The following is a 25,031-nucleotide window of genomic DNA, read 5'->3' as shown; positions in this document are numbered from 1 at the left end:
TATTGTATAAATCAATATCGGCTTTTTGTTTTAAAGTTTCTATTATTAAGCTACAAACACAGCTCTCTAAATGGCAAAGTGGCTGCACCAATGGAGACCGGAAAGTTATTAATGTTTGAGACCACCAGCTTAGGCATTGGGCGTTTAGCACCGCGTCTAAATTGTGCGTAAACCTCAGTACGCGCTATTACTTTTTCGGCCAGCTCTTTAGGTATATGGCCGCCAATAATAATGGCTTCTGCATCTAATAGCGCCGAGCAACAAGTTGCTACTAAATCAAACGAGTCTTGAACTTTAAATAGCCACTCTTCAACGCCTGGCCATTCTGGGTCAAAGTTATCGTGCAGATCGTAAATTGAATCAACCGCTACACCATTTTTTTTCAAAATACGCTTCAGTAACTCTAAATTGGGATGAGCGTATAACTTTGGCGGTAACATATCGCCAAGCTCGCCAGCATTACCGTAAGTACCGCGCAGTACATCGCCGTTATTTACGATTCCGCCCCCAAATGCCGCCGAGACAAACATATAAACAAAGTTTTTATACTCGCGGCCTATACCTGCAACCCCTTCGCCAGCGGCGGCGCCTGTGGCGTCATTCACCACCCACGTAGGGAGTTGAAAATGCTTAGAGACAATATCGATAATATCAACCTGCGACCACTCCTCTAGCATATGGTGGGTATTCATTTTCCCGTCCATAGAGCTAAAAAAGCCCGATATACCCACGCCCATTCCCAGTACTTTTTCGCTCGCAATGTTATGCTCTGCGCTTATATCGTCCACCAGCTTTTGCGCACTTTTAAGCACGTTATTAATACTCATGTCTGACATAAGCTGCATATGGGTGTAAATAACTTTGCCGGTAAAATCCATAACCGCTATAGAAATAGCATCAAGCAAAATAGCTAAACCAAAGGTAAAGCCGTATTCGGGGTTAAGCGCAATACCAAACCCAGGCTTACCCTTTTTATTAGGTATTAGCGTATCGGTTTGCATTATTACGCCATGCTGAGTTAACGATTTAAGTAAACGCGAGACAGTTTGCTGCGGAATTCGGGTGGCGCTCACAATATGGCTTTGTGTTACGCACTGCTCCCAAAACACCACCTTAATAATATCACGTTCAATGTCTTGAAAAAGTTTATCGCCTTTTCCAAGCTCAAATCCTGAGCGTAATAAGTTACTGTTATTTAGCGAAAACATAGCTATTAACCCTAATAAAATTGGAGCACAAGGTTACGTTAAACCACTTTAAAGAACAAGTAGGCGAGCCCGCCTACTCAATCACTATCACTCTAAAATCGTTAACGTTAGTATTGGTTGGCCCAGTAATAATTAAATCATCAATGGCTTTAAAAAACTGATGGCTATTATGGCCTTCTAACTGAGCGTGTAAGTTTTCGCCAGCATCAAGTGCGCGCGCAATCGTGCTGCTATTTATATACGCACCGGCAACATCTTTACTGCCATCTACACCATCGGTATCACACGCTATGGCATAAATACCAGCCTCGGCGTTAAGCGCCTCTGCCAATGCCATTAAGTACTCTTGATTAGGGCCACCATCGCCATAAACATCGGCTACCGTTACTGTAAGCTCACCGCCAGAGAACAACATAACGCGCTTACCTTGCGCTTTTTGCTCAAGGGCTATTTTAGCATGTGCGCGGGCAACCTCTTTTGCCTCACCTTGAATGTCGTACCCAAGTACTTGCGTATCCCAGCCTTGGTGCTGCGCTACATCAATAGCACTGTCAATCGCGTGCTGGGCATTAGCCACAATAAAGTGTTTGCCTTGGGTATCAGCCGCGCGTGGTTGCTCAGGCTTTAATAAATACGCTTCAATTTCGTTAATAACCGGCCAGTTGTACTTTTGTAAAATAGCCAGCGCATCAGCTTTAGTGCTGTTATCGCTAATTGTGGGGCCTGATGCAATATCACTTGGCTTATCCCCTACTACATCCGAAATAATCAGCGTGACATAATCCGACTTAGCCGCTTGTGCTAACTTACCGCCTTTAACAAGCGAGAGCTGTTTGCGCACAATGTTAATTTCATCAACGCTTGCACCGCTTTTAAGTAAAAACTGATTAAGCGCCTGCTTTTGCTCAAACGGTACATCATCTACCGGCAAACACATAAGCGACGAGCCGCCGCCTGATATAATAAACAAAATAGGAATATCGGCCGGGTTATTTTTTACAAGCGCCAATAACTCTTTACCTGCTGCTAAGCTGTTATCATCTGGCGTTGGGTGATTAGCACTAAGCACTTTAATGCGCCCAGTGTCGCCGGCACTTTCGTAACCATAACGTGTCACTACCGCACCAAAGCATTTATCACCATAAAAACGGTTAACCTCTGCGGCCATTTCGGCGGCGGCCTTACCGGCGCCCACCACACATAAACCATTACTGGCATCTATATTTTCCAAGTACTTACTCATACACGCACTGGGTTTACAGGCATTTACCGCCGTGGTAAATAAATCGATTAAAAATGACTTTTTAGAATCCATGGGTTAACGCTCACGAAAAAATTGATGGAATAGCAAGGCAAATTAATACCATCACAACAAACATGCTAAGCAGCATAACGATATCTTTACCGGTTAAAATTGAGTTTGAGATAGTCTCAGCGTTTTGCGCTTTAGCAACCTCGTTTACTTCGCGTGGAATCGCAATGCTTGTCGTAAGGGTAATCACCGCAGTGGCCACAAAGCCAATAAAGTTCCACCAAAACCAAAATACGTCTGGCGCAAATACCGACACCAACAAGTTAATTAACACACCACTAATTAGGCCTATATTTGCATGCAGCGCAGCACTGCGCTTACTAACTACGGCAATTAAAAATACCGCCAGTATTGGGCCATAAAATAACGAGCCTACTTTGTTAATGGCTTCAATAATAGTTGGCGCTATATCACCGGCATAAAGCGATAAAATTAACGTAATTGCACCCCAAATAAGCCCTAAGTATTTAGCCAATTTTAAGTAGGTTGGTTGGTCTAGCTCTTTATTTGAAATACGGCTGTAGTCTTCAATACTTACCGCCGAAAGCGAGTTAATAGCAGAGCTAAGTGATGACATAGCCGCAGATAAAATAGCCACCACTAATAAACCAATTAAGCCATGTGGTAAATAATCTAAAATAAAGATTGGCATCATCCAATCTGGGTTATCGGCTGGAATTTTGGCTAAAAACTCAGGATTGCTCATAGCCAGTGTGCCTACAATTAAGCCCGACACACAATATAAAATAGTAATAGGAAAACGTACTACGCCGTTGGCTAAAATCATGTAGCGTAAGTTTTTAGGATCTTTTGCACTAAGTGCACGTTGCGCTTGTGTTTGGTCACACCCATAGTAAGAGGCGTAAAGCACCACACCACCAAAAATCATAGGTAAAAAGCCAAAACCATCGCCACTAAATCCAAACGAATCAAATTTTATGGCTTCTAATCGGCTCGAATCAACATTAGCAATAAAGGTATCAACCCCACCTAAGTGATAAAGTCCAAAGCCAATACAAGCAATAGTACCTAGTACAATAATGATCATTTGAATTGCATCACCATACACTACGGCTTTCATACCGCCTTGCAGTGAATATAGCACCGTGATCACGCCGGTAAGCACAATGGCCTGCCATGCTTCTATGCCCATGGTGCCTTGGAGAATAAGCGATACCGCATAAATCATAATACCGGTGGCAAATGCGCGGCTAAACTGAAACACCACACTAATAAGCACACGGGTAGAACGACCAAAGCGCATTTCTAAGTAATCATAAATACTTACAATGCCGCTTTTATAAAGCTTAGGTAAAATAGTCGCTAAAATTAAAATCATCGCCAGCGGCACACCTAACTCATACGAGAGCCATTGCATACCACCGCCTTCACGCAAACCAACAAATGCAGGAGCCGAAATAAAGCTAATAGCCGAAAGCTGAGTGGCCATTACCGACAAAGCTAAAGGTTTCCACCCTAAGCTTTTGCCTCCTAAAAAGTAATCACTTTTATTGGTTTGTTCGCGTAGCATAAACCCCATTACCAATAAGGCACCAAGGTAAAGAGCAACTATTGAAAAATCTAATATATTCATAATTATTTCGCGTATTCACATTAAGAAAACACAGCGCCTTCTCAAAAATAAAAAACTAAACAGCTACATGCTTACTTCTAAAACAGTCCCTAAAAACAAGCCTATCGCTAACTTAGCTGAAAAATGCATCACAATGCAAAAAGCCTATTAACCCCAAAACAGGTTAATAGGCGTAAAGCATTTATTTAAAAGTCGTATTTGACTCTAAATGTAACGCGTCGTGGGAGAATTGGACGGCCTACAAAGTAAGGATTGTCTGACGTTTGGCTATTACCTAAACGCGGCGAGCCTTCGGTAACACCATCAGAGTCAAACAAATTAAATACCCCTACGCTTAAACGTACGGTTTGCTCTGGGGCGATTTGCCAGTTATAACCCGCATCAAATCTAAACAAGTGGAATGAATCAAGCTCTACAGAGTTTGCATCGTTAGCAAAGTTTTTACCTGTAAAGTTATGATACAAAGCAGCATCCCAATTATCTGCGGTGTAGCTTATAGAAGAGTTAAATAATACTTTTGGTTTACGACGTAACTCGTTACCAATAATAGAAGGGTCTGAGTCAAACTCAGTAAATTCGTGGTCAGTGTAGGTCATGTTGGCATCAATCGCCCACTCGTCGGTAATATCGTAGCGACCCGTAAGCTCCACACCCGTTGCTTTGGTTGATTGCATAACAGGCAGCTCTAATACCCCACCGTTGCCATCGTTAACAAAGTCTACGCTGCGTCTGTCTTTTAAGTCGGTTCTAAATAACGCGATACTACCGCTAAAGTCGTTATCAAAAAACTTAATACCAAGCTCGCCTTGTTCAACAATTTCGGCTTCGTAGCTGGCAGGCTCACCTAAATCATTAAACTGAATCCCTCTAATTTCTGGGAAGAAAAACCCGCGAGATGCATTCGCGTATACGTTTAAGTTATCGGTTAAGCGGTATAACGCTGCACCCGATACGGCAAATTCAGAGGTGTCTACTTCGCCGTAAGTCATTACACCACTGCCTGTGGTGTTTACCTGTAAATTAGGCGCAAGTGATGGATCATCAGAAATTTGTACAACTTGGCTGCCTTCACGGCTAATTTTGCCGTCAATTTCTTCATAACGAACACCAAAGTCGATAATCCAATCATCGCTTTCCATTTGGTCCGCTACATAAAGCGCACGGCGGGTAGCGCTAATTGTTTGGTTGGTGTAAGAAATACCTGGGCCACTAATACCATTTTGTGTGTACTGAACAACATCACCATCGGCATTGGTGTACGTTAAATCAACCAGTTCTGGGTTATTGTTAAATTCCCCCAAGTAGGTCGTAATAACGTTATCGTCATCGGCTTCACTGTGAGAGAAAAACGTACCTACGGTAATATCGTGGCTAAAATCGCCAACAAAAATACTTTTAACAATATTAAATTCGGCAGAGAAATCCTCTGCTGGGCGGTCTCTATCTAAAATACGGTTAGCAAATAATAAGTCATCGCTTGCCAGTGCCTGCCCCGATGCAGTGTAAGTAAACGCTGCATCGCTTACATCACCTAAGCCACGGTTAGCTAAAAACTCTTCTTGGCTCTCAGGTACATTAATAATACCGTCGCCATCTAAAAATAGATTAAATTCGTGTTGGTACTTTGCGTATTTACTGCGCATGTTAATAGCAAAATCGTTAGCGAGCTCTTTTTCAAACACCACTGAAATAGAGCCACCTTTAGTTACCACACCATCACTAATTGGCGATTCATAACGACCATTGGCAGTATCGTAAGAGAGGTTAGACACATTAGCAGTTTGTAATGACTCCACTTCGCGTCCATCGTTACCAGTTAAGCGTTCGCGGCTGTCGCCATCAAGCGGAATAGGCAGGTAAAACTGTGCTTGGTCATCAATGTATTGGCCATACACAGTAAATGAGCCAGAGCCGTCATCAAATTCTTTACGAATATTACCGCGCAGCTGAGTGCCTTTAGTCTCAAGCCCTGTATCTAACGGGCCTTCATCGTAACGGTAAAAGCCTGACAGCGCATAATAAAGGCCATCTTCGTTTAGCGGCCCGCTTGTAGCAAAATCTAAACGGGTACGGCCCTGATCAGAAAGCTCCATTTGCACAGTACTTTGCGGATCATCGCTGCCCGTTTTAGAAATATAGTTAATAATACCCGCTACAGAGCCTTGGCCAAATAAGTTAGACACACCGCCACGCACAAACTCTACACGCTCAATACCTAAGTCGTTTCGGTAGTACACATCAAACGCCGATGAGTTTAAGCCAAAAACACTCAAACTAGGTGAACCGTCGTACGACAGTGGCGTAAACTGAAACTGACCCGATGAAGGTAAGCCTCTTACTTGTAGGTTTGTTCCAACCTCACCACCGCCCCCTTCTACTTTAATACCAGGGATATAACGTAATACATCTGCTTGGCTACTTGATGAAAGCTTTATTAACTCATCTTCGCTAATAGAGGTTACTGACTGTGGGGTATCTGAAATAACGCGTCCTTTGCTGGTACCAGAGACGATAATACGTTCAACGTTATTTTCTTTTTTTGCTGTATCTGGCGCAGTCTCTTCTGCGGCAAACGCGCCTTGTGTGAGGCATAAAGATACAATAGAGGCGATCGTAGTTTTATTCACGGGTATTCTCCAATTGTGCTAGTTGTCTGTGTGTAATTACTCAGAGTGTGGCTAAGTAAGTGCGAAATAATCAAGTATACATGTTAGTTTTTTGTTACTTCGAACAGGATTTAAGCACAGAAAAAAAACATTTACAACCCATAATGAGTGCTTTAATATTATCCAAATCGAAGATAACACACAAAGAGCACCCAATATGACTACTACAATCAACGGTAAACTTGATGCAGCCACAGCGGCATCGCTTACAGAACTTGCTACTAAAACACTTATAGCAAACGATTTAGGTGGCTATACCGTCCCTACGCATGGCCTTTACCCGTTTCAGTGGAACTGGGATTCAGCGATTACAGCCCTAGGGTGGATGAAGTCTGACGAGAGCCGTGCGTGGCAAGAAATTGATGTGTTATTTTCAGGCCAGTGGGATGATGGCATGGTGCCACATATCTTATTTCATAAGGATTCAACTACCTACTTCCCTGGTCCAGATGTGTGGGGCTCTGATAAAAAAATTAAAAGTACGTCTATTTCGCAGCCACCCGTTGTGGCAACAGTGATGAAAGAAATGCTTGCCAGCGCACAAGATAAAGCCCTTGCAAAGCAAAAAGTTAAAGCATTATTTTCTCAAGTTGTTGATTACCATTTATGGTGGTACAACGACCGCGATCCTGAAAACACAGGCTTAGTGGTCACTTATCATCCGTGGGAATCGGGTATGGATAACAGCCCATCGTGGGATGATGCCCTTGAAGCTGTACCTGGTGTTGATTGGGAATACACCCGCCGCGACACCAGCCATGTTGATTCGTCGCAGCGCCCGCATAAAAGCGAGTACGACCGTTTCTTATACCTAGTAGACTTTTTTAAACGTAACAATTTTGATAGCAAAGTAATTTACGAAACCTGCCCGTACAAAATGAACGACCTAGGTATTATTGCTATTTTGCACCGTGCGACAAAAGATTTACTCAAAATGGGTGAACAACTCGGTTTAAACGATGCACGTACCGATTATTTAGCACAGCGTCTAGAACTTACTCAAACAGCAATTAACACGTTATGGTGTGAGCAAAGCGAATACTTTTACTGTAAAAACGTGTTAACCAACAGCCTAGCTAAAGTTAAAACATCGGCGGCACTACTAACCGTTTATGCTGGTTTAACAACTGACGAGCAAACGCGTATTATTAATACCGCGACAGAAGATTTTATTGAGTCGAGTCAATTTAGTGTGGCATCTACCCACCCTAAAGAAGAAAAATACGAGCCACAGCGTTACTGGCGCGGCCCTATTTGGTTACACATTAACTGGATGATAGCCATCGGCCTTAAAGAAGCAGGGTTTGTAACCACGGCTGATAAAATTCAGGACGACACGCGCGATTTAGTGCTTAAATCGGGTTACTACGAATATTTTAACCCAGAAACAGGCGCTGGCTGTGGTGGTAAAGATTTCTCATGGACAGCCGCTATTGCGCTGCATTGGCTACTTGATTAATAACTAAGGCAGCATTATGAAACACACAATATGTTTTGGTGAAGTATTGGTTGATTTACTCTCTGATAAATTAAGCCAAAACAACAGCGAGCACGAAGCGTTTACTAAGTTTGCAGGCGGTGCGCCTGCAAACGTAAGCGTAGCTATTGCAAAGCTAGGTGGTAACGCCTACTTTGCTGGCATGCTAAGCACCGACAGCTTTGGTGATTTTTTACATAACGCCTTAAAAAAGCAAGGCGTAAAAACCGACTTTATGCGCTTTACCGACCAAGCGAAAACCGCCCTTGCGTTTGTATCACTTGATAAGGACGGCGACCGTACGTTTGAGTTTTACCGTGATAACACCGCCGATCTGCACTTTACTAATAGTGACTTTAGCAGTGAATGGTTTGAGCAATGCGATATCTTTCATATTTGCTCAAATACCTTAACCGACGAGCGCATACGTAAAACCACCGCGTATGGGGTTGAATTTGCCAAGCAAAATAACTCAATTGTCAGTTTTGATATTAACTTACGCCTCAACTTATGGCCTAGTAATGCTAACCCGCGTGAACACATTTTACCCCTGTTAAAACACTGCTCTATTATTAAAGCCTCTAAAGAAGAGCTTGAATACTTAGCGGGTGAGCAAACGGGTGAAGAATTTATAGCCGACACTCTCAATAATGGCTGTGAGTTATTTGTGGTTACCGATGCAGGCAACCCGATGCATTGGTATACCAAAAATGCCAAGCAAACGCTTCACCCTAAAAAGGTTACTATGGTTGATGCTACCGCCGCAGGAGATGCGTTTGTAGGTGGATTGCTGTATCAACTAGGCTTACAAAACCTCACACCTAGCTCTTTTAGTAAGCTTTGCAATAACCCCGAAACACTAACAACTATTTTTGAATTTGCTTCGTTATGTGGTGCTCATGCAGCATCTTACAAAGGGGCATTTACGTCTCTTCCTAACGAAAAATCGCTTAACGATTTTAGGAGCGCACTATGAGCCTCACACCTGATAACTTTAAAAGCCGCGAATTTTTAACACAACATATTGCCGATACGCTGGCGTTTTACGAGCCAAACATAGACGACGAACACGGCGGTTTTTACCAAAACTTTTCGGATAATGGTGAGGTATTTGATAAGCAAACTCGCCACCTAGTAAGCTCTACTCGGTTTGTATTTAACTATGCACGTGCGTACCAAACCTTTAATGACGAAAAGTACCTAAACCGTGTTAAATCGGGTATTGAGTTTATTCGTAAGCACCACTTTGTTGAGCAAACAGGCGGTTACAATTGGTTATTAAGTGTTGAGCAAGGTAACGCCACTGTACTTGATGATACCAACCACTGCTATGGCTTTGCGTTCGTGATTTTAGCCTACAGTTGGGCATACCGTGTAGGTGTTACAGAGGCACGCGAATACCTAAACGATACATTTCAAACAATGGAAACGCATTTTTGGGATGCAAAAGCGGGTTTATATAAAGATCAGCACAACAATGATTTTACTAAGTGCGATCCGTATCGCGGGCAAAACGCCAATATGCATACGTGCGAAGCTCTTATTGCCGCTTATGAAGCAACTCAAGATAAGCTATTTTTAAATCGCGCGCTCACACTGGCTGATAACATGGTTAATCGCCAAGCTAATTTAATGGGTGGGCTTATTTGGGAGCACTACGATATAAATTGGCAGGTTGATTTAGAGTATAACAAAGACGATCCTAAAAATTTGTTTCGCCCATGGGGTTTTCAGCCAGGTCACCAAACTGAGTGGTCAAAACTATTAATGTTTTTAAATAAGCATAAGCCACAAACTTGGCTTGTTGAGCGCGCTCAAGCGTTATTTGATAATTCAATAGACGTTGCGTGGGATAAACAACACGGCGGTATTTGTTACGGATTTGCGCCAGATAAAAGCATATGCGATGACGACAAGTACTTTTGGGTGCAAGCCGAAACACTGTGTTGTGCGGCCTACCTTTATGAAACCACAGGGGATGAAAAATACCAGCAGTGGTATGACAAAATTTGGCAGTACTCGTGGCAGCACTTAGTTGATCATCAATACGGTGCGTGGTTTAGAATTTTAACCGTAGATAACAAAAAAATAGATACTATGAAAAGCCCAATTGGTAAAACGGATTACCATACTATGGGTGCCTGCTTTGATGTGTTGGCGTTATTAAAATAACCCAATAAGGTAAAACATTTAATTGTGTTGTGTAGACCTTTAAACCGCCTTTTTGGCGGTTTTTTTTGCCTAAATGATTACGCCTTTAACACCCTAAAAATAATCACCACAAAATATAATTTTGTGCGCCCCCTACTTTTTAAACCTCATATTTTGAATAAACACCTAATAATAAAAAATTTTGCACGCCAGCGGCGTATAGTAATATAAAAGATAATAAAAAAGAGAAACAGGCAATGCCAAACGGGAACGACCCCCACACTATTAATAGCAACGAACTTGTTGCCTGGCCGCGCATTGCAGCCATAGCCGCTATGCTCAGCTTTTCGCTGCCCACTTTTATCACCGGCCTAGAAATACATCAAAGTTCAAGTGTGAGTAATACACTGTGGGCGTTAGTTATTGGCTCACTTATATTAACCCTTATTGGTGGGGCTATGGGCACCATAGGTGTAAAAAGCCGCTTAAGCTCTTATTTATTGGTAAAAATAGCGTTTGGAAATGCTGGCGCGGGCATTGTTAATATTGCCTTTGCTTTATCATTAATTGGCTGGTTTGGCGTAAATATTGATTTGTTTTCTAATGCCGTGGTGCGCTTACTCAGTGTAGAATTTAATATTATTATGCCCGAATGGCCCATCGATATAGTCGCAGGTTGCGCCATGCTCATAACCACATTGTATGGGTTTAAAGCCATTAATGTGCTGGCCTCTATCATGATCCCTATTTTGGCTGCGGTCACCGCTATGATGCTTTTTGGCGCACTCGATAATATGCCACTGGTTGATTTTATTAATTTAGAAAAATCAGCAGCGCTTTCTCTTGAAGATGGTGTCGCTGCCATTGTTGGCGGCGTTATTATTGGCGCAATAATATTGCCCGACATAACCCGTTTTTCTAAGCAAAAACGTGGCGGCGTGTATACCTCATTTATTGCGTATATGGTTATTGAGCTTTTGGTTATTTTTGTGGCTGTGTTTGCCGCAGCCGCCATGCAAGAAACCGAAATATTAAGCTTAATGCTTGCGCTTAATTTGGGGTTTTCGGCGTTTTTTATTGTGATAGCAGGCAGCTGGATTTTAAATTCGTTAAACCTGTACAGTACAGCACTTAGCGTAGAGGCTACCTTCCCGCATTGGCATAAAAAGTGGGTTATTGTGTTATTAGGTTTGGTGGGAATTGGCGCCGCCTTTATAAATATTTTAGATATGTTTATAAGCTTTTTAGCGTTTTTGTCTGATATTTTTGTACCGGTAGCGGGCGTAATTATTGTTGATGCACTGTTTATTAAACCCCATGCTTATAACGCAGCGGCTTTGGTAAATAACGCTAACTTTTCACTTCCCGCGTTTAGCGCATGGTTTGTAGGCGCGGCATATGCGGTGTGTAATGGCGCTTTATTTAACGTATCAATGAGCGGTATTACCGTGATTGACGCTATTATATTAACGGCCGTTATTTATTCCCTGTTTGCAAAAGCCATTGCGCCCAAACCGGTTATTCAGTAATAACTTTAAACAATAAAAAGGCGCATAAAGCGCCTTTTTATTAATCTAAATTAGGGAGCTACTCTTCATCGTCTACTTTCATTTCGTCTCGCCATTTAAGTTTTTCCAACGGGTAGCCTAAAAAGAACTTAGCGCGCTCAAGCACTATGCGTGTAGTCAGCTTTTTAATTGCATACTGTGAGCTGCCGGTTAGCCTGTCGCACATTGCATTAAGCGCTTGAATATCGGCAAAGCAACAAAAAGAAATATAATCAATATCGCCACTTAATTGCATGCAATCCATTATTTCGGGAATGTTGTGTATGTCAGCTAAAAACTTACGCCGCGCTGCTAGGTTATTGTCCTCTAGGGTAAATTCCATATAGGCAAACACGTGCTCACAAATTTGCTCTAAATTTATATCAGCATGAAAGGTTCTAAAATATCCCGCCTCTTTTAATGCTTTTACTCGCTGAAAACATGCACTGGGCGACAAGTTAACTTGCTCGGCCAATTCAACGTTTGTTAAATCGGCAGTTAGGTGCAGAATTGCCAGTATTTTTTGATTGTACCTGTCTATTTTTATCGTTTTTTTCATAACCGGTTTCACATTTAATAATAATGAATTTTGTAAATTTAAGGTCAACAAATACATAAAATTACGCGCTTAAGCGTTATTTTCAGCAATTTGTGTGTGCTGTATTAAGGGTTTACAAAATATTATTTTGTCTGAAAAAGCGACAATGTTTATCACTAAGTAACATCACCATGATAGTCACATTAGGACATAGAACATGAGCAGATACAACAAAATACGCTTTCGTAAAACACTATTAGCATCGGCAGTCACCCTGTCGTGCATAAACTATGTGCATGCGCAAGAACAACAACAAACAGTAACTGACACTATAGGGAAAATTTCGGTGATATCGCGCGGGCGTATTGAGTCGATACAAAACGTGCCCGACTCTGTTACCGCATTTAGCGCCGAGACAATCGAAAAATCACGTATTACTAACTTTCGTGATGTTGCTAATTTAACTCCCAACTTATCGCAGCTCGATAATTTTAGACCCGGCCTTGCCCGTATTACTATTCGTGGCTTAATTACACCGCAGGTGGGCGATCCGCCATTAGCGTTTGTAGTTGATGGTGTTACCGCCCCCGATTTAGAGTTTATAAACCAAGACCTAGTTGATATTGAACGTATTGAAGTTATGCGTGGTGCACAAGGCGCACTGTATGGCCGCGGCGCCATTGGTGGTGCGGTTATTGTGACAACTAAAAAACCTATTGAAGACTTTGAAGGTAAAATTAAAGGCTCTGTAGGTAATGGCAACACGTATAATTTGAATGCGGTTGTATCGGGTTCGCTTAACGATGAAAACACCGCTTATTTTAGAGCCGGTGGTTACATTAAAGATACCGACGGACTGATTAAAAATACCTACACAGGCGATTACGCCGACCCGTTAAAAGAGCAATCGGTTTTTTCACAGTTAGAGTTTGAGCTAAGCGAAGACACCTCAATAAATCTTAAAGGTAAATACACCTCAAGCGAAGCTGGGTTTGCTTACTACCAAGGGGTGAGCGATGACACCATTGAAGACTTTTCAATTAATACCTCACAAAATATTATTAACCAAGATGAGCGTGATGTGTATGAGCTAAGCGCCAAGCTAACCCAACATTACGATTTAGGTAAATTTGAGTTTGTAACCGCGTACAGCAATTCAGAAAACGAGCACTTTTACGATGGCGACTACTCTGCCGATGCCACCTTTATTGACGAAGATAGCTTTTTTAGAGCCCCATTTGGTACTGAAGGGTTATACGATATTGAATCGTTAACGCTAGAGTCGCGCTTTATATCCCAGTCGGATCAGGCTTTTAGGTGGTCGGTGTCGGCGTTTTATCAACAGCGCGACCGCGATACTGCGGTATTATTTTACGATGATTTTACCGATGCCGAAATTTTAACGCGTGCAGATTTTGCCAACGACGAGCCCTACCTTTCAATTATCGACAACAACAGCAGCGATGCATGGGCACTTGCTGGGCAGTTTAACTACGATATAAACGAGCAGTTAGAGCTCACCGGTGCGATGCGTTACGATCACGATACTCGCGAGTCGTTCGACCCAACCAATAAAGACGCCACTTACGCTAAAAAATCGTTTAGCCAATTACAGCCAAAAGTTACCTTGGCGTACCAAATGAATGACGACCTACTGCTTTACACCGGCTACTCGCGCGGTTTTAGAAGTGGGGGCTTTAACGAGCCAGCCGACGGTATTAGCCGCACCTTTGATAAAGAAATTTCTGACAGCTACGAAGTAGGCTTTAAAACTGCTTTGTTTAATAACAAAGTTATCCTTAATGGCGCCGCGTTTATTATTGAGCAAGACGATGCGCAATTTACCCAATTTAATATAGATACCTTCACCCTTGAAAACCTCTCTATTGACGAAGTACAAACCAAAGGCTTAGAGCTTGAAGCCGCCTTTGCTGCCACCAGCAATTTAAGTATTAACCTCAGTGCAGGTATTGTTGATTCAGAAATTAAACACTTTGCACTGCGCCCCGAACTGGCTGGCAGGCCACAATTTTGGGTGCCTGAGTATAACTACGGGCTGTCGGCAAATCATAACTTAGCACTAAACGGTGAGTGGTCATTGTTCTCGCGCGCTGAGCTATTAATTGAAGGCCCTAAAACATTTAGTATTGATATTCCTGATGTTGAGTCGTCGCGTTATACCTACCTAAATGCCGGTGTAGGGCTTAAATCAGAGCAGTGGAGCGTTCAAGTTTACGTAGACAACCTTACGGATGAGCGCGCTATTGAAGATATTTTTCTACTGGCCGATGGGGTTACAGACCTAGTGCGCCAACCTAATAAGCCTCGTAGTTACGGTATTGAGCTCAGCTACCAATTTTAATTTTTTCACCTTCACAGCAGGTATTTTTTTAATCCCTGCTGTTTTTATACCAATCCGCTTAATTAAGTGATCTGTTTTGGGGATGGGTATGAGTTAACCAATAGCGATACACACATGCAAATTCTTAATCGTGACCAACTTATTGATATTTTATACGGCTGCGCCATTTTAGGCACTGGCGGCGGCGGTGAGTTAAGTGAAGGCATTGCCTATATTGACGAAGCACTCGCACAGGGTAAAAGCTTTAAACTAATTAGTGCCGATGAAGTCCCCGAGGGTGAGCTTGTTTGTACGCCTTACATGTTAGGGGCAATATCTGCTTTAAGTGAACAAGAAGAACGCGCGTATGCAAACCTGCCCCGCAGCACTAAGCACGCTATTTTAGCCGCTTACCAGCGCACCCTTGAATACACAGGTAACGATGCTATTTATGGCACTATTTGTTGTGAGCTTGGCGGCTCAAACACCGCAGTATCGTTTTACTTAGCTGCAATGTTTGACGGCTACATTATTGATGCCGACCCCGCTGGGCGCGCAGTACCGGAGATCACCCATTCAACCTATTATTTAAATAACTTACCCGCAGCGCCCATTATTACCGCGAATGAATTTGGTGAGTGCTTTATTTGCGAAAATGTAATGGACGACTTACGCGCCGAAACAGTCGTGCGAGCACTGGCTAAAATTAGCCGTAACGACATAGCAGCCATTGATCATATTTTACCTATTGAGCAAATGAAAAACGCGGTTATTCATGGCACCATTAGTAAAGCCCTTAAACTTGGTAAAGCAATGCGTGACGCCAACGAGCAGCACGCTAACACCGCACACATAATTGCCAAGCACGGCGGCGGCTTTATTGCCTTTGAAGGCGAGGTAAGCACATTTGAATTTAACACCTTAGAGGGGTTTACGTTAGGCGAAGTAACACTTAAAGGGTTAGGCGAGTTTATAAATAACAGCTACAAAATAACGGTTAAAAACGAAAACATGGCCGCGTTTTTAAATGATGAAGTGCACGTAACTATTCCTGATTTAATATGCTGTATTAACAGCCAAACAGGCACACCAATTACTAATCCTAATTACGAGGTAGGCATGAAAGTAGCCGTTGTAATTTTACCAGCGCCAAAGGAGTTTACAGGCCCTAAAGGTTTAGAAATATTTGGCCCGCGTTACGCAGGCGTTAACACCCCATATAAAGCAGCGATTGCAAATTAATTATTGCTAAGGGCGTGCTGCAGCTTGCTATACAATGCAGCATGGCCTTTACCAAACTCGGTGGCGTTTCTATCAATGCGACTAAGCCATTCTTTCGCTTGTACCTTTTTACCTATTTGTAAATATACCTGCGCTAAACGTAAGCTATAAATAGCATGGTAAATGCTTGAGGGCTCAGTAAATTTGAATGCGGTTTTATAATAATTTATAGCTTCTAAATACTCTTTATTTTGCTGATAACTGTACGCTAAGTTACCGCTAGCAAGCACTATTTTAGCAGCGTGGTTGGTGTTTTTTATGGCGTTATAGGCCATTAAATTACTTTTTACTGCGTGCTCGTATTGCTGCCACTTTAAGTAAATATGCGCTTTGTTAATGTGCAGCTCTAAATGAAAAATAGGATCGTTATTTTTTGCAAAGCGCTGCTCGGCATCTCTTAGTAATCGCATCGCTGCTTTTTTACTACCAAACACATAGTGTAGGTTAGCCAACTCCACTAATCTTAAAGGGTCACCAAAAGCATTATATATCCCGTCTAACTGGGTAAACGCTTTAGCGGCATACGTTTTAGCTTCTGCTTTTTTGCCAATATAGTTAAGTGCTTTCGCGTAATAAAAATACATTTGTAGCTTAAATACATCGGGCAGCTTATCTTGCTCTAAAAAAGGAGTAATAGCGTTGAGTAAGTTTTCGAACTGTTGGTAGTCGTAGTAGTAATCAAATTGGTAGGTTTTTATTTTGTACCACTGTGCAGGGTTATCTTTGACTTCATTAAGGCGCGTTTCAATATAAGTTAAACAGTGCGTTTTGGGCTGTTGCAAACAAAACGCTTCATGATCGCTGTAGTTTTCTGATGCTAATGCATTAAAACTTGTAGCGACAATACTTAACAGCAAAAATATACGCACCAATATTACACTCTTTAAAGCCACCTTTAATTAAGAGTGTAATATTTTTATCTCATCTATCACAATACGCTGAAATACTTATTGATTTATCATAATTAGACCGAAGCCAAAGTGAGGTTAAAACTCTTGCTACAACAGCCTCTTTTTAACATGAAAAATTAAATTACAACGAAGACAATCTTAACTCACTAATTTAAATTAAATTTTTTATTCAATTTCATTTCTTTAATTCATTAAACATAGTCATTTGAACAAAACTAACAATCAAAAAATTGGTGTTATATGAACAATTTAACGGAAGTATGTCCTTATACTTTAACGAAAAGAGTTAGGTAAACATCTAATAAGTGACAATACGTTTAAATTACCATAACCCATTGATTTAAATTGGACTTGACGAGATTTTCAGTGTTTACTAAAACCATTGCTATTTAGATGATAAGCAAAAGTTAACACCTGTAATTAAATAGTGCTTAGCCAAAGAACCTCTGAAGTAGAGAAGATTTGTATTTCAACAGATATATTTAGAGAGTACGCGTTCTAAAGAAGAAGTGATGGCGCTGTAAGGTGTATGTACTTTCGTACCACCAAACCGTACATCTTTGCATCAGTAGGGTTTGTGGAGCACTATAAAAGCGCTTGATGGACTTCCCATAGTTTACTAGACACCCAATGAGTTACATTGTAACTTCTAATTAGAGGTGTTTTATGAGCAAAGGCAAACGGTATACCCAAGAGTTTAAAGCAGCGGCTGTTAAACAAATTACTGAGCGTGGATATTCAGTTGCTGAAGTCGCTGAACGGTTAGATATTTGTACCAAAACGTTATATCACTGGCGAAGCCAGTTATCAGAGAAACCCAAACAAACCAAATCATCAGATGAACAGCTAAGGATCGCCAAATTAGAGGCTGAGTTAAAACGTGTCACGGAGGAACGAGACATTTTAAAAAAGGCCGCAAGGTACTTTGCCAGCAACCCCGAGTAAAGTACGGCTTCATTCGTGATCACCAAGATGAATTTTCTATCACTACGATGTGCCGCCTTTTTAAACTGCATCGCAGTGGTTTTTATGCGTGGTTAAAAAAGCCCTTAAGCGATAGAGCGCTTGAAGATAATCGTTTGTTGAAGCTCATTAAAGAGTTTTATGTAGCCAGTGGAGGCACGTATGGTAGCCCTTGGATACATGCAGACTTACGTGAAGCAGGTGAGCAATGCAGCGTAAACCGTGTTGCGAAGATCATGCGACAACATAAGCTTAAAGCGCAAATTGGGTATAAGCGTCGCCATCTTAAAGGCGGTAAGACATCGCGGATTGCAGATAACTTATTAGCGCGTCAATTTAACCCGCCAGCGCCGAACCTGTCGTGGGTGAGCGACATAACTTATATAAGAACTTATGAAGGTTTTTTATATGTGGCAACAGTAATGGATTTATTCTATCGGCGTATTGTGGGCTGGTCGATGGATAAAAATATGGACAAGCACCTTGTTATAAACGCATTGTTGATGGCTGTATATCAACGTCAACCGAAGGCTGAGGTAATGGTACATAGTGATCAAGGTAGTCAATACGGTAGCGCAGACTATCTCGCATTTTTGAAAGAACATAATCTTGTGCCTTCGATGAGCCGCGCTGGGAATTGTCACGATAATGCAGTTGCTGAAAGCTTTTTTGCGACAATTAAAAAGCGAACAGTTAAGCGTAAGATATACTCGACACGCGAAGATGCGAAAGCTGAGATATTCAATTTTATAGAAATGTTTTACAATCCAAAAAAGCGCCATTCACACACAGGCGGTGTTTCACCTGCTAAGTTTGAAGAAGCGTATTATTCTGAGTTAAAAACTGTCTAGTAAAAGCTGGGAAGTCCATACTTCTAATACAACAGAATCAACCTCCTCTGGAAAGTCCAAAACTTTGTTATTAAACCACTCCATTATACAAGCTTAAAAGCCCCTAAAAAGTAGAGGGCAAAGTTACCACCGTTAACTACCGTATAGACAAACAAGTAGGCCCCTACGCCGTATATAAAAACTATATGAACGCACTACAACAAGCAGGGTTTACCATATTGCATAACTGCAAGGCATCAACGTGTGGCAACATGGTTTTACGCGATAACTTAAAAAATACCGTATTTGCAATAAACCATAAAAGCGACATATACAATATTAGTAGAAAAGCCACTTCTATCTTTTTACAGCAGAGAAAAAGCCCCCGAAGGAAATATTTATACCTCCCTGTATAGCTTTCAGCGTAGGGGCAACGAAGAGGTAGAGCTGGTTGTTGATATAATTGAAGAGCACGAAAGAGTAAAGTGGCGCTAAATGTAGATGCCGACACCATAGGTAAGCAGATTCAAAGTACCGGGAGTATATCGCTATATGGTATTGAGTTTGACTTTGGCAGCCACACTCTTAAGCACAGTTCAAGCGAGCAACTCGCGCAAATTTCAGCATTTTTAACGCAAGCTAGCAATGTGAGTTTATACGTTGTAGGACTTACCGATAATAAAGGGGCTTACAGCTATAACCAAGACTTATCAGCACGCCGTGCTGCAGAGGTAGTAAAACAGCTTGTTAATAAGTACCAAATAGACTCAAGCCGATTACACCCCGTAGGTTAGGCCCCGTAGCGCTAGAAGCAATGAACGACACAGATAAAAACAGGCAAAAAAATCGCCGTGTAGAGCTGGTATTAAAATCGCCAGCGTATTTATAACTTGCTTTAATTGTCGCGCTTTTAATAGCAAAAAAGTCTTTATGGGCTCTGTATAATGCCCATAAAGACTTTTATTGAGGGCTAAATTGGCTCATTTTTTATTATTCATTACATGATGATCTGCATGTAACCTAACGCTAACTTATTTTGAGTATATTTTTAAGTGGTTTAAAAACTCTTTACCCATTGCTTCATCACGCAAAGTATATTCTACAACAGCCTTTAAATAACCAAGTTTATCACCACAATCATGTGAACGCCCACTCATATGAAATGCCTCTACAGTTTCTTGAGTAAGTAAAGTACCTATAGAGTCTGTTAACTGTATCTCACCACCAGCTCCTAAGGGCGTTTTTGCAAGTAGTGGCCAAATACTTTTGCTAAGTACATAACGCCCTACAACAGCAAGGTTGGAAGGCGCTAGATCAGTTGCTGGCTTTTCAACCATAGCTTTTATCGTAGCGCTGTTACCTGGCGTAAGTTGTATACCGCCTATATCAGCAATACCGTATTTACTTACATCATTCAGCGCTACAGGCTCTAACATAATTTGGCTTGCTTTGGTCTCTTTAAAGCGCTTGACCATAGCCGCCAAATTTTCAGTTTTTTGATCAGCCGTATAACTATCCAGTATCACATCTGGGAGTAATACAATAAAATCATCTTCACCAACAATAGGTTTTGCACATAAAATTGCATGCCCTAAGCCCCTAGCTTCACCTTGACGAACACTCATTATTGTCACCCCAGCGGGGCAAATAGACCGCACTTCTTCAAGTAACGTACGTTTAACACGTTTTTCTAGAGTTGCTTCTAATTCATAGCTTGTATCAAAGTGGTTTTCTATTGCGTTTTTTGAGCTATGCGTAACCAAAACAATATCTTCAACACCAGCAGCTGCACACTCACTGACAATATATTGTATTAATGGCTTATCAACTAAAGGGAGCATTTCTTTTGGTATAGCCTTAGTCATAGGTAACATTCTAGTACCCAGACCAGCAACAGGTATTACTGCTTTCATTCAATTCCTATTTAATTAAGTGTAATATACACATCTATATTCAAAGCCAATTTTAAAAAACGATTTACAATGATGTATATAAAAATTTTATACTACTCAAGTATCACTATATCTTAGAAATGCTGAGTTCCATATTTAAGAAGTTATAACCAATCTACTTAAAATTAAATATAAATTTTTCAATTGAATCTATAAAACCTTCTCTTGAAAAGCTTTTATCCCCCATTTCTAAAACACACCATTTCCCTTGATAATACTTTTTAACCACATCAGCAATATCCTTATTATATTTAGCGGGGTTAGAAAAATTATTAAGATCAACTTCTGATATATGTAGGTGTTTTGAGTTACTTATAAAATCAATACAACTATTAACATCTTCTAAATCACCTGAGAGATATTGACACCCAGTGTCAAAATGGCGTCCAACATGACTAAGCTCTATACGATTTAAAAAATTATCGGTGTCTTGAATATTATTTAATAAATTACAGCCGTAATAGTCAGGTACTGTTTCCCAAACAAAGTTAACCTTATATTTAGCAAAAATTAGATCTATTGCTTTGAATAAATTGATTAACTCGTTTTCGTCATAATTAGCATCTTTTCGCAAACCGGGGCTACCAAACACTGCATTTTCCCCACCTAACTCACTAAGTAACCAGGCTACCTTTTCCATATGGCGTAAAAAGTTATCTACTTTAGCTTCATCATTTAATAAAGCTAAATCACTTGCACCAAATGTAATGGCTTGAAATGAACTAATTTTCAAGCCTAAATCACTGTATTCTTTACATACTTTAGCTACGTTCTCAGTACTAATAGATTCCCAAGAGTCAAAAACTTTTAAAGGTGCGAGCTCTACTCCTTTAATACCGTGCTTTACCAACTGCTCTAAGCACCAACCAGCTTCTTCTAGAGGCCACGCTAAGTTACTTACAGATAATTTCATATATGTCCCTATTTATTTTTTACCAGCTTTTGCGGTGTTATTTCCCCATGTACATAACGCTCTAAATAGTCACATACTTTTTGCGCAGCAAAGAAAATAGTATCAATTTTGCCAGAGAAAACAGAAATCATTCTATCATCCGTTTTTACGTAACATGATCTGTCATCATGCTCACCTAATAATTTGGTTTTAATATTTAATTGCGGTGAGTCAAACTCAAAGTGATCACAAAAATCAGGGACAAAGCTTTTAACATGAGCTTCCATTTCGGCAATTTTTATTTTTAAGTCAGAATCAGTAAAATCACGCAGGCGCTGCTTTGCCTCAGCAGATGTATCATATTTGCCAAGCGGAGTATGCTTAACGCTCGAAAGGGTATATATCCCTTCTTTTTCTGTAGGGTAAATCGAGCATAATGGGCCATCAACCATAGTTATAGCTGGGTAATCGCCTTTACCTTTATAGCGGTAATACAGCAGTAATGTAGGTTCATAAAAACAATCGTAATCTATATCGCTTAAATGTCCCCAAGTTGCATCTATTACAAAATCGAACTTTTCGCCGTTTACTAATGCCGCATTACCCTGCTGACCTGCGCATTCTACCTTTGTATTTAAGCGTATTTTACCTGCCAGTTTTTGTTTAAAATGCTCGCGGGCTTTTTCAATTAATAGTACGTGTTCATCAACTTTTAAAACGCCATCTACATCTTTTAAATAACTAGGCCACTCATTTGGGCGCAGCTCCTGAAAATGAATACCTGATGAAAACATAATGAGCCTATAGGTATCAAAGTCGACCAGGCTATCAAACTTAGGCACCACATATAAATTGTTTTCAATAGGTTTAGAGAGTGTAGGGTATCGCTCTGTAAAGCGTGCATAACCATCGCGAGACTGTATACGTGTTCGGTTATGCCGCGCGTAGTGAAAACCTAAATGCAGCCTAAACTGGTTATTGCCAGATGCCTCACCCAAAATATTACTATTTTTTTCAAAAATGCTTACATCACAACCCATAGCATCCAGCATCATACCTAAATGACACCCATACCAACCTGCACCTATAATCGCTACTTTAGCGTCCATATATATTCCTAAACTTGTTTATGATTTAAAGTATTTTTGTATTTCAGCTAACGACTCTTCAGCACTTACAATATAACCATTTTTTCCATCAAACAGTTCAGCATACTTACTTTTTACATCGTAAAATGCTGGATTCATTGGTTTAGTGGATACAATTGCCTTTTCATCAGCGGTTAAAGGGGCAATATTGATAATGTCTTGCGTTTTTACTGGTTCAACACTTAAGTTAATTAACGGTATATTGTGCTCAATTACTTTTTCTATATCACGGTTCAAGCGGCTTAATGGGTACCACTGTAAGGCAGATTCCGGGTTTATAGTCTCAAGTATATTTTTATTTTTTAAATCAAAAACAATGTTTTTAGTTAAGTTATTCGCTACAAGTCCCTGCAATCGAATTATATGCACATCGTCAAATAACGACTTTACCTTTTCTTCTGCATATAAGCGATTTGCACCATATGCATGTATGTCTTTGTTACTTGGTGTATCTTCATCTGCATTTAGCGGAGGCTGATAAACATCAACTGTAGATATAAATACAACTTTATTTGCTTTTACTGTGGTTAAATGTTCAAACAAGCCGTCTATTAGTGCTTTGTCTTCTTCAGCATTTTGATTCGCCCACCACTTTTTTGCTTGAATAGCACATATATAGAGCACATCAAAATTTTCATTTATAATTTTACTTATATTTTTCGAATTAAAGCGTTCAAGCTTATTCTCAATGTCATTACTTAAGTTAGCACCAACAAAGCCAGTGTAACCTATCAAACCTAATTTCATATACGCTCCAATTCACTATTAACTAGTTTTAATAACCCATTCATATCAACATGAAAGTTTTCTTTCTGAGCTAAATCACTTTTTATCAGCTGACTTGATCCACCACTCGACTCACTAATATATTTACTTTCTAAAAACTTCAAATTGGGGATTTTTTCGAGATATTTAGAAGAGTTATAAATATGCAAATCTTCCCTATGCTCTAAATTCCAGCGATTCGTCATTACAATTCCATCTAAACCACAAGCCCAACTATACTTTGCTAGTCCGGCCCCCCATGGCGCAATAAAAAAGTTCGAGTCAGCTATGCGCTTAATATTTTCTCGAAGAGTTAAACCAATACAAGATATGACTTCCACATTACTAGGAGCTGTCGCCTTTAGCTCCTGGTATATATTCAGTTCTTTCTGTAAAATTTCATCATTATCAGATTCCCCACTACTTTTTAATATTTCGTTCAATGAGCTACTGTTATGACCATCTATATACACTATTACAGACTTCTTTTTTTTCGATAAAAGAGTAATCAGTTCTTTCCACCCTTGTAACTGATTGACCCACGTACGATTCTCTAACCTCAAACCAAAAGTTACCTTAAATTCTGTTCCCTTATTAGTCTTAGTTAGTAAACGTTTTTTCAATGATGAATAAATTAGGTTATCAGTAAGGCGTAGCCAGAAAAAGCTATTATAATAAAAGTTAGAAATTTGCTCATACCATTGCACATTGCTTCTTCGCACTATTCCAAGGTTACATTTTAGTTCAAATTCAAAAGGCACTAGCTCAAAAGGATCTGCCCCCTTCAAAATAACAACAGCTTTTGCTCTTTTTAATAAACCTCTCTGGTAACCCCTTTCTAAACCCGAAATATCATTCCAAAGTGAATGCCCGATATGCGCAGCACCTACAATAACTCCAATACCTTTACTAACTTGACTAAAGTACTTTACTAATTCAAATTTAAAATCTTCGATATGAGAATAGAATAAATTATTAAAATTTTCTCGAAATAACTTGTTATGTACTGGTGGCTTATTGCTTTTATCATGTATTACATCAACATAATTGTTAGTTTGGATGTTAATTACAGCTGTCAGTTTAAAATTGAAGCCTGTAAATAATAATAAATATACATTCTCCTCTACAAAAATTGGAACAACTATAGTATGTTGGTTTAAGATCATTGACTTGCTTGAAAAGTAAGTTTTTTCACCAATAGTAATCTTTACACCACCATCGATAATCATACTGTCTTGTGTATTACGTTCCCCTTTAACTTCAAAACTTTCTAAAATCGACTTTTCAATCGCAAGTTCACTTGAAAGAGTATTTTTAATACCGTAATAGTAGTTCCAGTATTTATATTTGAAATCGTAATTTTTAAATACGTAATTTAAAGCTTTTAGCTCTCCTTTAATTAAAGATTTAAGCTTTGAAGCACTACTTATATTTTCAGACATTATTGAATTACCA

19 protein-coding genes are annotated in these 25,031 nt (G+C 40.2%); 8 read left to right on the top strand and 11 right to left on the bottom strand.

What is annotated here, in order from left to right:
* Positions 1-50: 50 nt before the first annotated feature.
* The 4 genes from MTF68_RS08400 to MTF68_RS19760 all read right to left on the bottom strand — a co-directional run bounded on the left by MTF68_RS08400 (position 51) and on the right by MTF68_RS19760 (position 6,741).
* Entirely contained in the window at positions 51-1,208 is a 1,158-nt protein-coding gene (locus tag MTF68_RS08400) for an ROK family transcriptional regulator (RefSeq protein WP_248462229.1), read from the bottom strand.
* Between the two features lie 73 nt (positions 1,209-1,281).
* Positions 1,282-2,523, bottom strand: coding sequence for a DUF4147 domain-containing protein (locus tag MTF68_RS08395; protein ID WP_248462228.1), 1,242 nt, complete (start codon positions 2,521-2,523; stop codon positions 1,282-1,284).
* Between the two features lie 10 nt (positions 2,524-2,533).
* Positions 2,534-4,114 (bottom strand): sodium:solute symporter, encoded by a 1,581-nt coding sequence (locus tag MTF68_RS08390; RefSeq protein ID WP_054982291.1) that lies wholly within the window; start codon positions 4,112-4,114, stop codon positions 2,534-2,536.
* Between the two features lie 185 nt (positions 4,115-4,299).
* Positions 4,300-6,741, bottom strand: coding sequence for a TonB-dependent receptor (locus MTF68_RS19760; protein WP_154944984.1), 2,442 nt, complete (start codon positions 6,739-6,741; stop codon positions 4,300-4,302).
* 196 nt (positions 6,742-6,937) lie between these two features.
* On the opposite strand from MTF68_RS19760, the gene MTF68_RS08380 reads away from it, so the two are divergent.
* From MTF68_RS08380 to MTF68_RS08365, 4 genes are all read left to right on the top strand, one after another.
* Entirely contained in the window at positions 6,938-8,239 is a 1,302-nt protein-coding gene (locus tag MTF68_RS08380; RefSeq protein ID WP_004587937.1) for a trehalase family glycosidase, read from the top strand.
* A gap of 16 nt (positions 8,240-8,255) precedes the next feature.
* Positions 8,256-9,233, top strand: a complete 978-nt coding sequence (locus MTF68_RS08375; protein WP_248462227.1) for a carbohydrate kinase — start codon at positions 8,256-8,258, stop codon at positions 9,231-9,233.
* The gene (locus MTF68_RS08370) at positions 9,230-10,429 is read left to right on the top strand and encodes an AGE family epimerase/isomerase (RefSeq protein ID WP_248462226.1); all 1,200 of its coding nucleotides are present in this window, start codon (positions 9,230-9,232) and stop codon (positions 10,427-10,429) included. The genes MTF68_RS08375 and MTF68_RS08370 overlap by 4 nt, the downstream gene beginning before the upstream one ends.
* Before the next feature lie 236 nt (positions 10,430-10,665).
* A complete protein-coding gene (locus MTF68_RS08365; RefSeq protein WP_248462225.1) occupies positions 10,666-11,937 on the top strand; it encodes a cytosine permease in 1,272 nt (423 codons plus the stop codon).
* 58 nt (positions 11,938-11,995) lie between these two features.
* Here the strand turns inward: MTF68_RS08365 and MTF68_RS08360 are convergent, their stop codons facing one another.
* On the bottom strand, positions 11,996-12,514 hold the full coding sequence (locus MTF68_RS08360; RefSeq protein ID WP_024031376.1) for an Lrp/AsnC family transcriptional regulator: 519 nt from the start codon (positions 12,512-12,514) through the stop codon (positions 11,996-11,998).
* A 196-nt stretch (positions 12,515-12,710) separates the two neighbouring features.
* On the opposite strand from MTF68_RS08360, the gene MTF68_RS08355 reads away from it, so the two are divergent.
* Entirely contained in the window at positions 12,711-14,855 is a 2,145-nt protein-coding gene (locus MTF68_RS08355; protein ID WP_248462224.1) for a TonB-dependent receptor, read from the top strand.
* A gap of 114 nt (positions 14,856-14,969) precedes the next feature.
* On the top strand, positions 14,970-16,076 hold the full coding sequence (locus MTF68_RS08350; RefSeq protein WP_248462223.1) for a DUF917 domain-containing protein: 1,107 nt from the start codon (positions 14,970-14,972) through the stop codon (positions 16,074-16,076).
* Here the strand turns inward: MTF68_RS08350 and MTF68_RS08345 are convergent.
* Positions 16,073-16,984 (bottom strand): hypothetical protein, encoded by a 912-nt coding sequence (locus MTF68_RS08345; protein ID WP_223230617.1) that lies wholly within the window; start codon positions 16,982-16,984, stop codon positions 16,073-16,075. The two genes, MTF68_RS08350 and MTF68_RS08345, sit on opposite strands and share 4 nt — an antisense overlap.
* Positions 16,985-17,692: 708 nt before the next feature.
* Between MTF68_RS08345 and MTF68_RS08340 the strand changes: the two genes are divergently transcribed.
* Positions 17,693-18,840, top strand: a protein-coding gene (locus MTF68_RS08340; RefSeq protein WP_248462222.1) for an IS3 family transposase whose coding sequence is annotated in 2 segments (ribosomal slippage) — positions 17,693-17,930 and positions 17,930-18,840 — 1,149 coding nt in all. Because the reading frame shifts where the segments join, the coding sequence is not laid out codon by codon here.
* 464 nt (positions 18,841-19,304) lie between these two features.
* Positions 19,305-19,613: an OmpA family protein gene (locus MTF68_RS08335; RefSeq protein WP_248462221.1), complete on the top strand. Its 309-nt coding sequence runs from the start codon at positions 19,305-19,307 to the stop codon at positions 19,611-19,613.
* Between the two features lie 237 nt (positions 19,614-19,850).
* On the opposite strand, the gene galU is transcribed toward MTF68_RS08335, so the two are convergent.
* The 5 genes from galU to MTF68_RS08310 all read right to left on the bottom strand — a co-directional run bounded on the left by galU (position 19,851) and on the right by MTF68_RS08310 (position 25,018).
* Positions 19,851-20,732, bottom strand: a complete 882-nt coding sequence (galU, locus tag MTF68_RS08330; protein ID WP_248462220.1) for a UTP--glucose-1-phosphate uridylyltransferase GalU — start codon at positions 20,730-20,732, stop codon at positions 19,851-19,853.
* A gap of 154 nt (positions 20,733-20,886) precedes the next feature.
* The gene (locus MTF68_RS08325) at positions 20,887-21,684 is read right to left on the bottom strand and encodes a TIM barrel protein (protein ID WP_248462219.1); all 798 of its coding nucleotides are present in this window, start codon (positions 21,682-21,684) and stop codon (positions 20,887-20,889) included.
* 8 nt (positions 21,685-21,692) lie between these two features.
* Entirely contained in the window at positions 21,693-22,772 is a 1,080-nt protein-coding gene (locus MTF68_RS08320; RefSeq protein ID WP_248462218.1) for an NAD-binding protein, read from the bottom strand.
* Positions 22,773-22,790: 18 nt separating this feature from the next.
* Complete coding sequence (locus MTF68_RS08315) at positions 22,791-23,558, bottom strand: NAD-dependent epimerase/dehydratase family protein (protein ID WP_248462217.1); 768 nt, start codon at positions 23,556-23,558, stop codon at positions 22,791-22,793.
* Positions 23,555-25,018 (bottom strand): hypothetical protein, encoded by a 1,464-nt coding sequence (locus MTF68_RS08310; RefSeq protein WP_248462216.1) that lies wholly within the window; start codon positions 25,016-25,018, stop codon positions 23,555-23,557. Before MTF68_RS08310 ends, MTF68_RS08315 begins: the two co-directional genes overlap by 4 nt.
* Between the last annotated feature and the right edge of the window lie 13 nt (positions 25,019-25,031).

This window comes from Pseudoalteromonas sp. 2CM37A, assembly GCF_023161885.1.
Taxonomy (GTDB): Bacteria; Pseudomonadota; Gammaproteobacteria; order Enterobacterales; family Alteromonadaceae; genus Pseudoalteromonas; species Pseudoalteromonas atlantica.
This window is presented reverse-complemented; position numbering and strand designations above follow the sequence as displayed.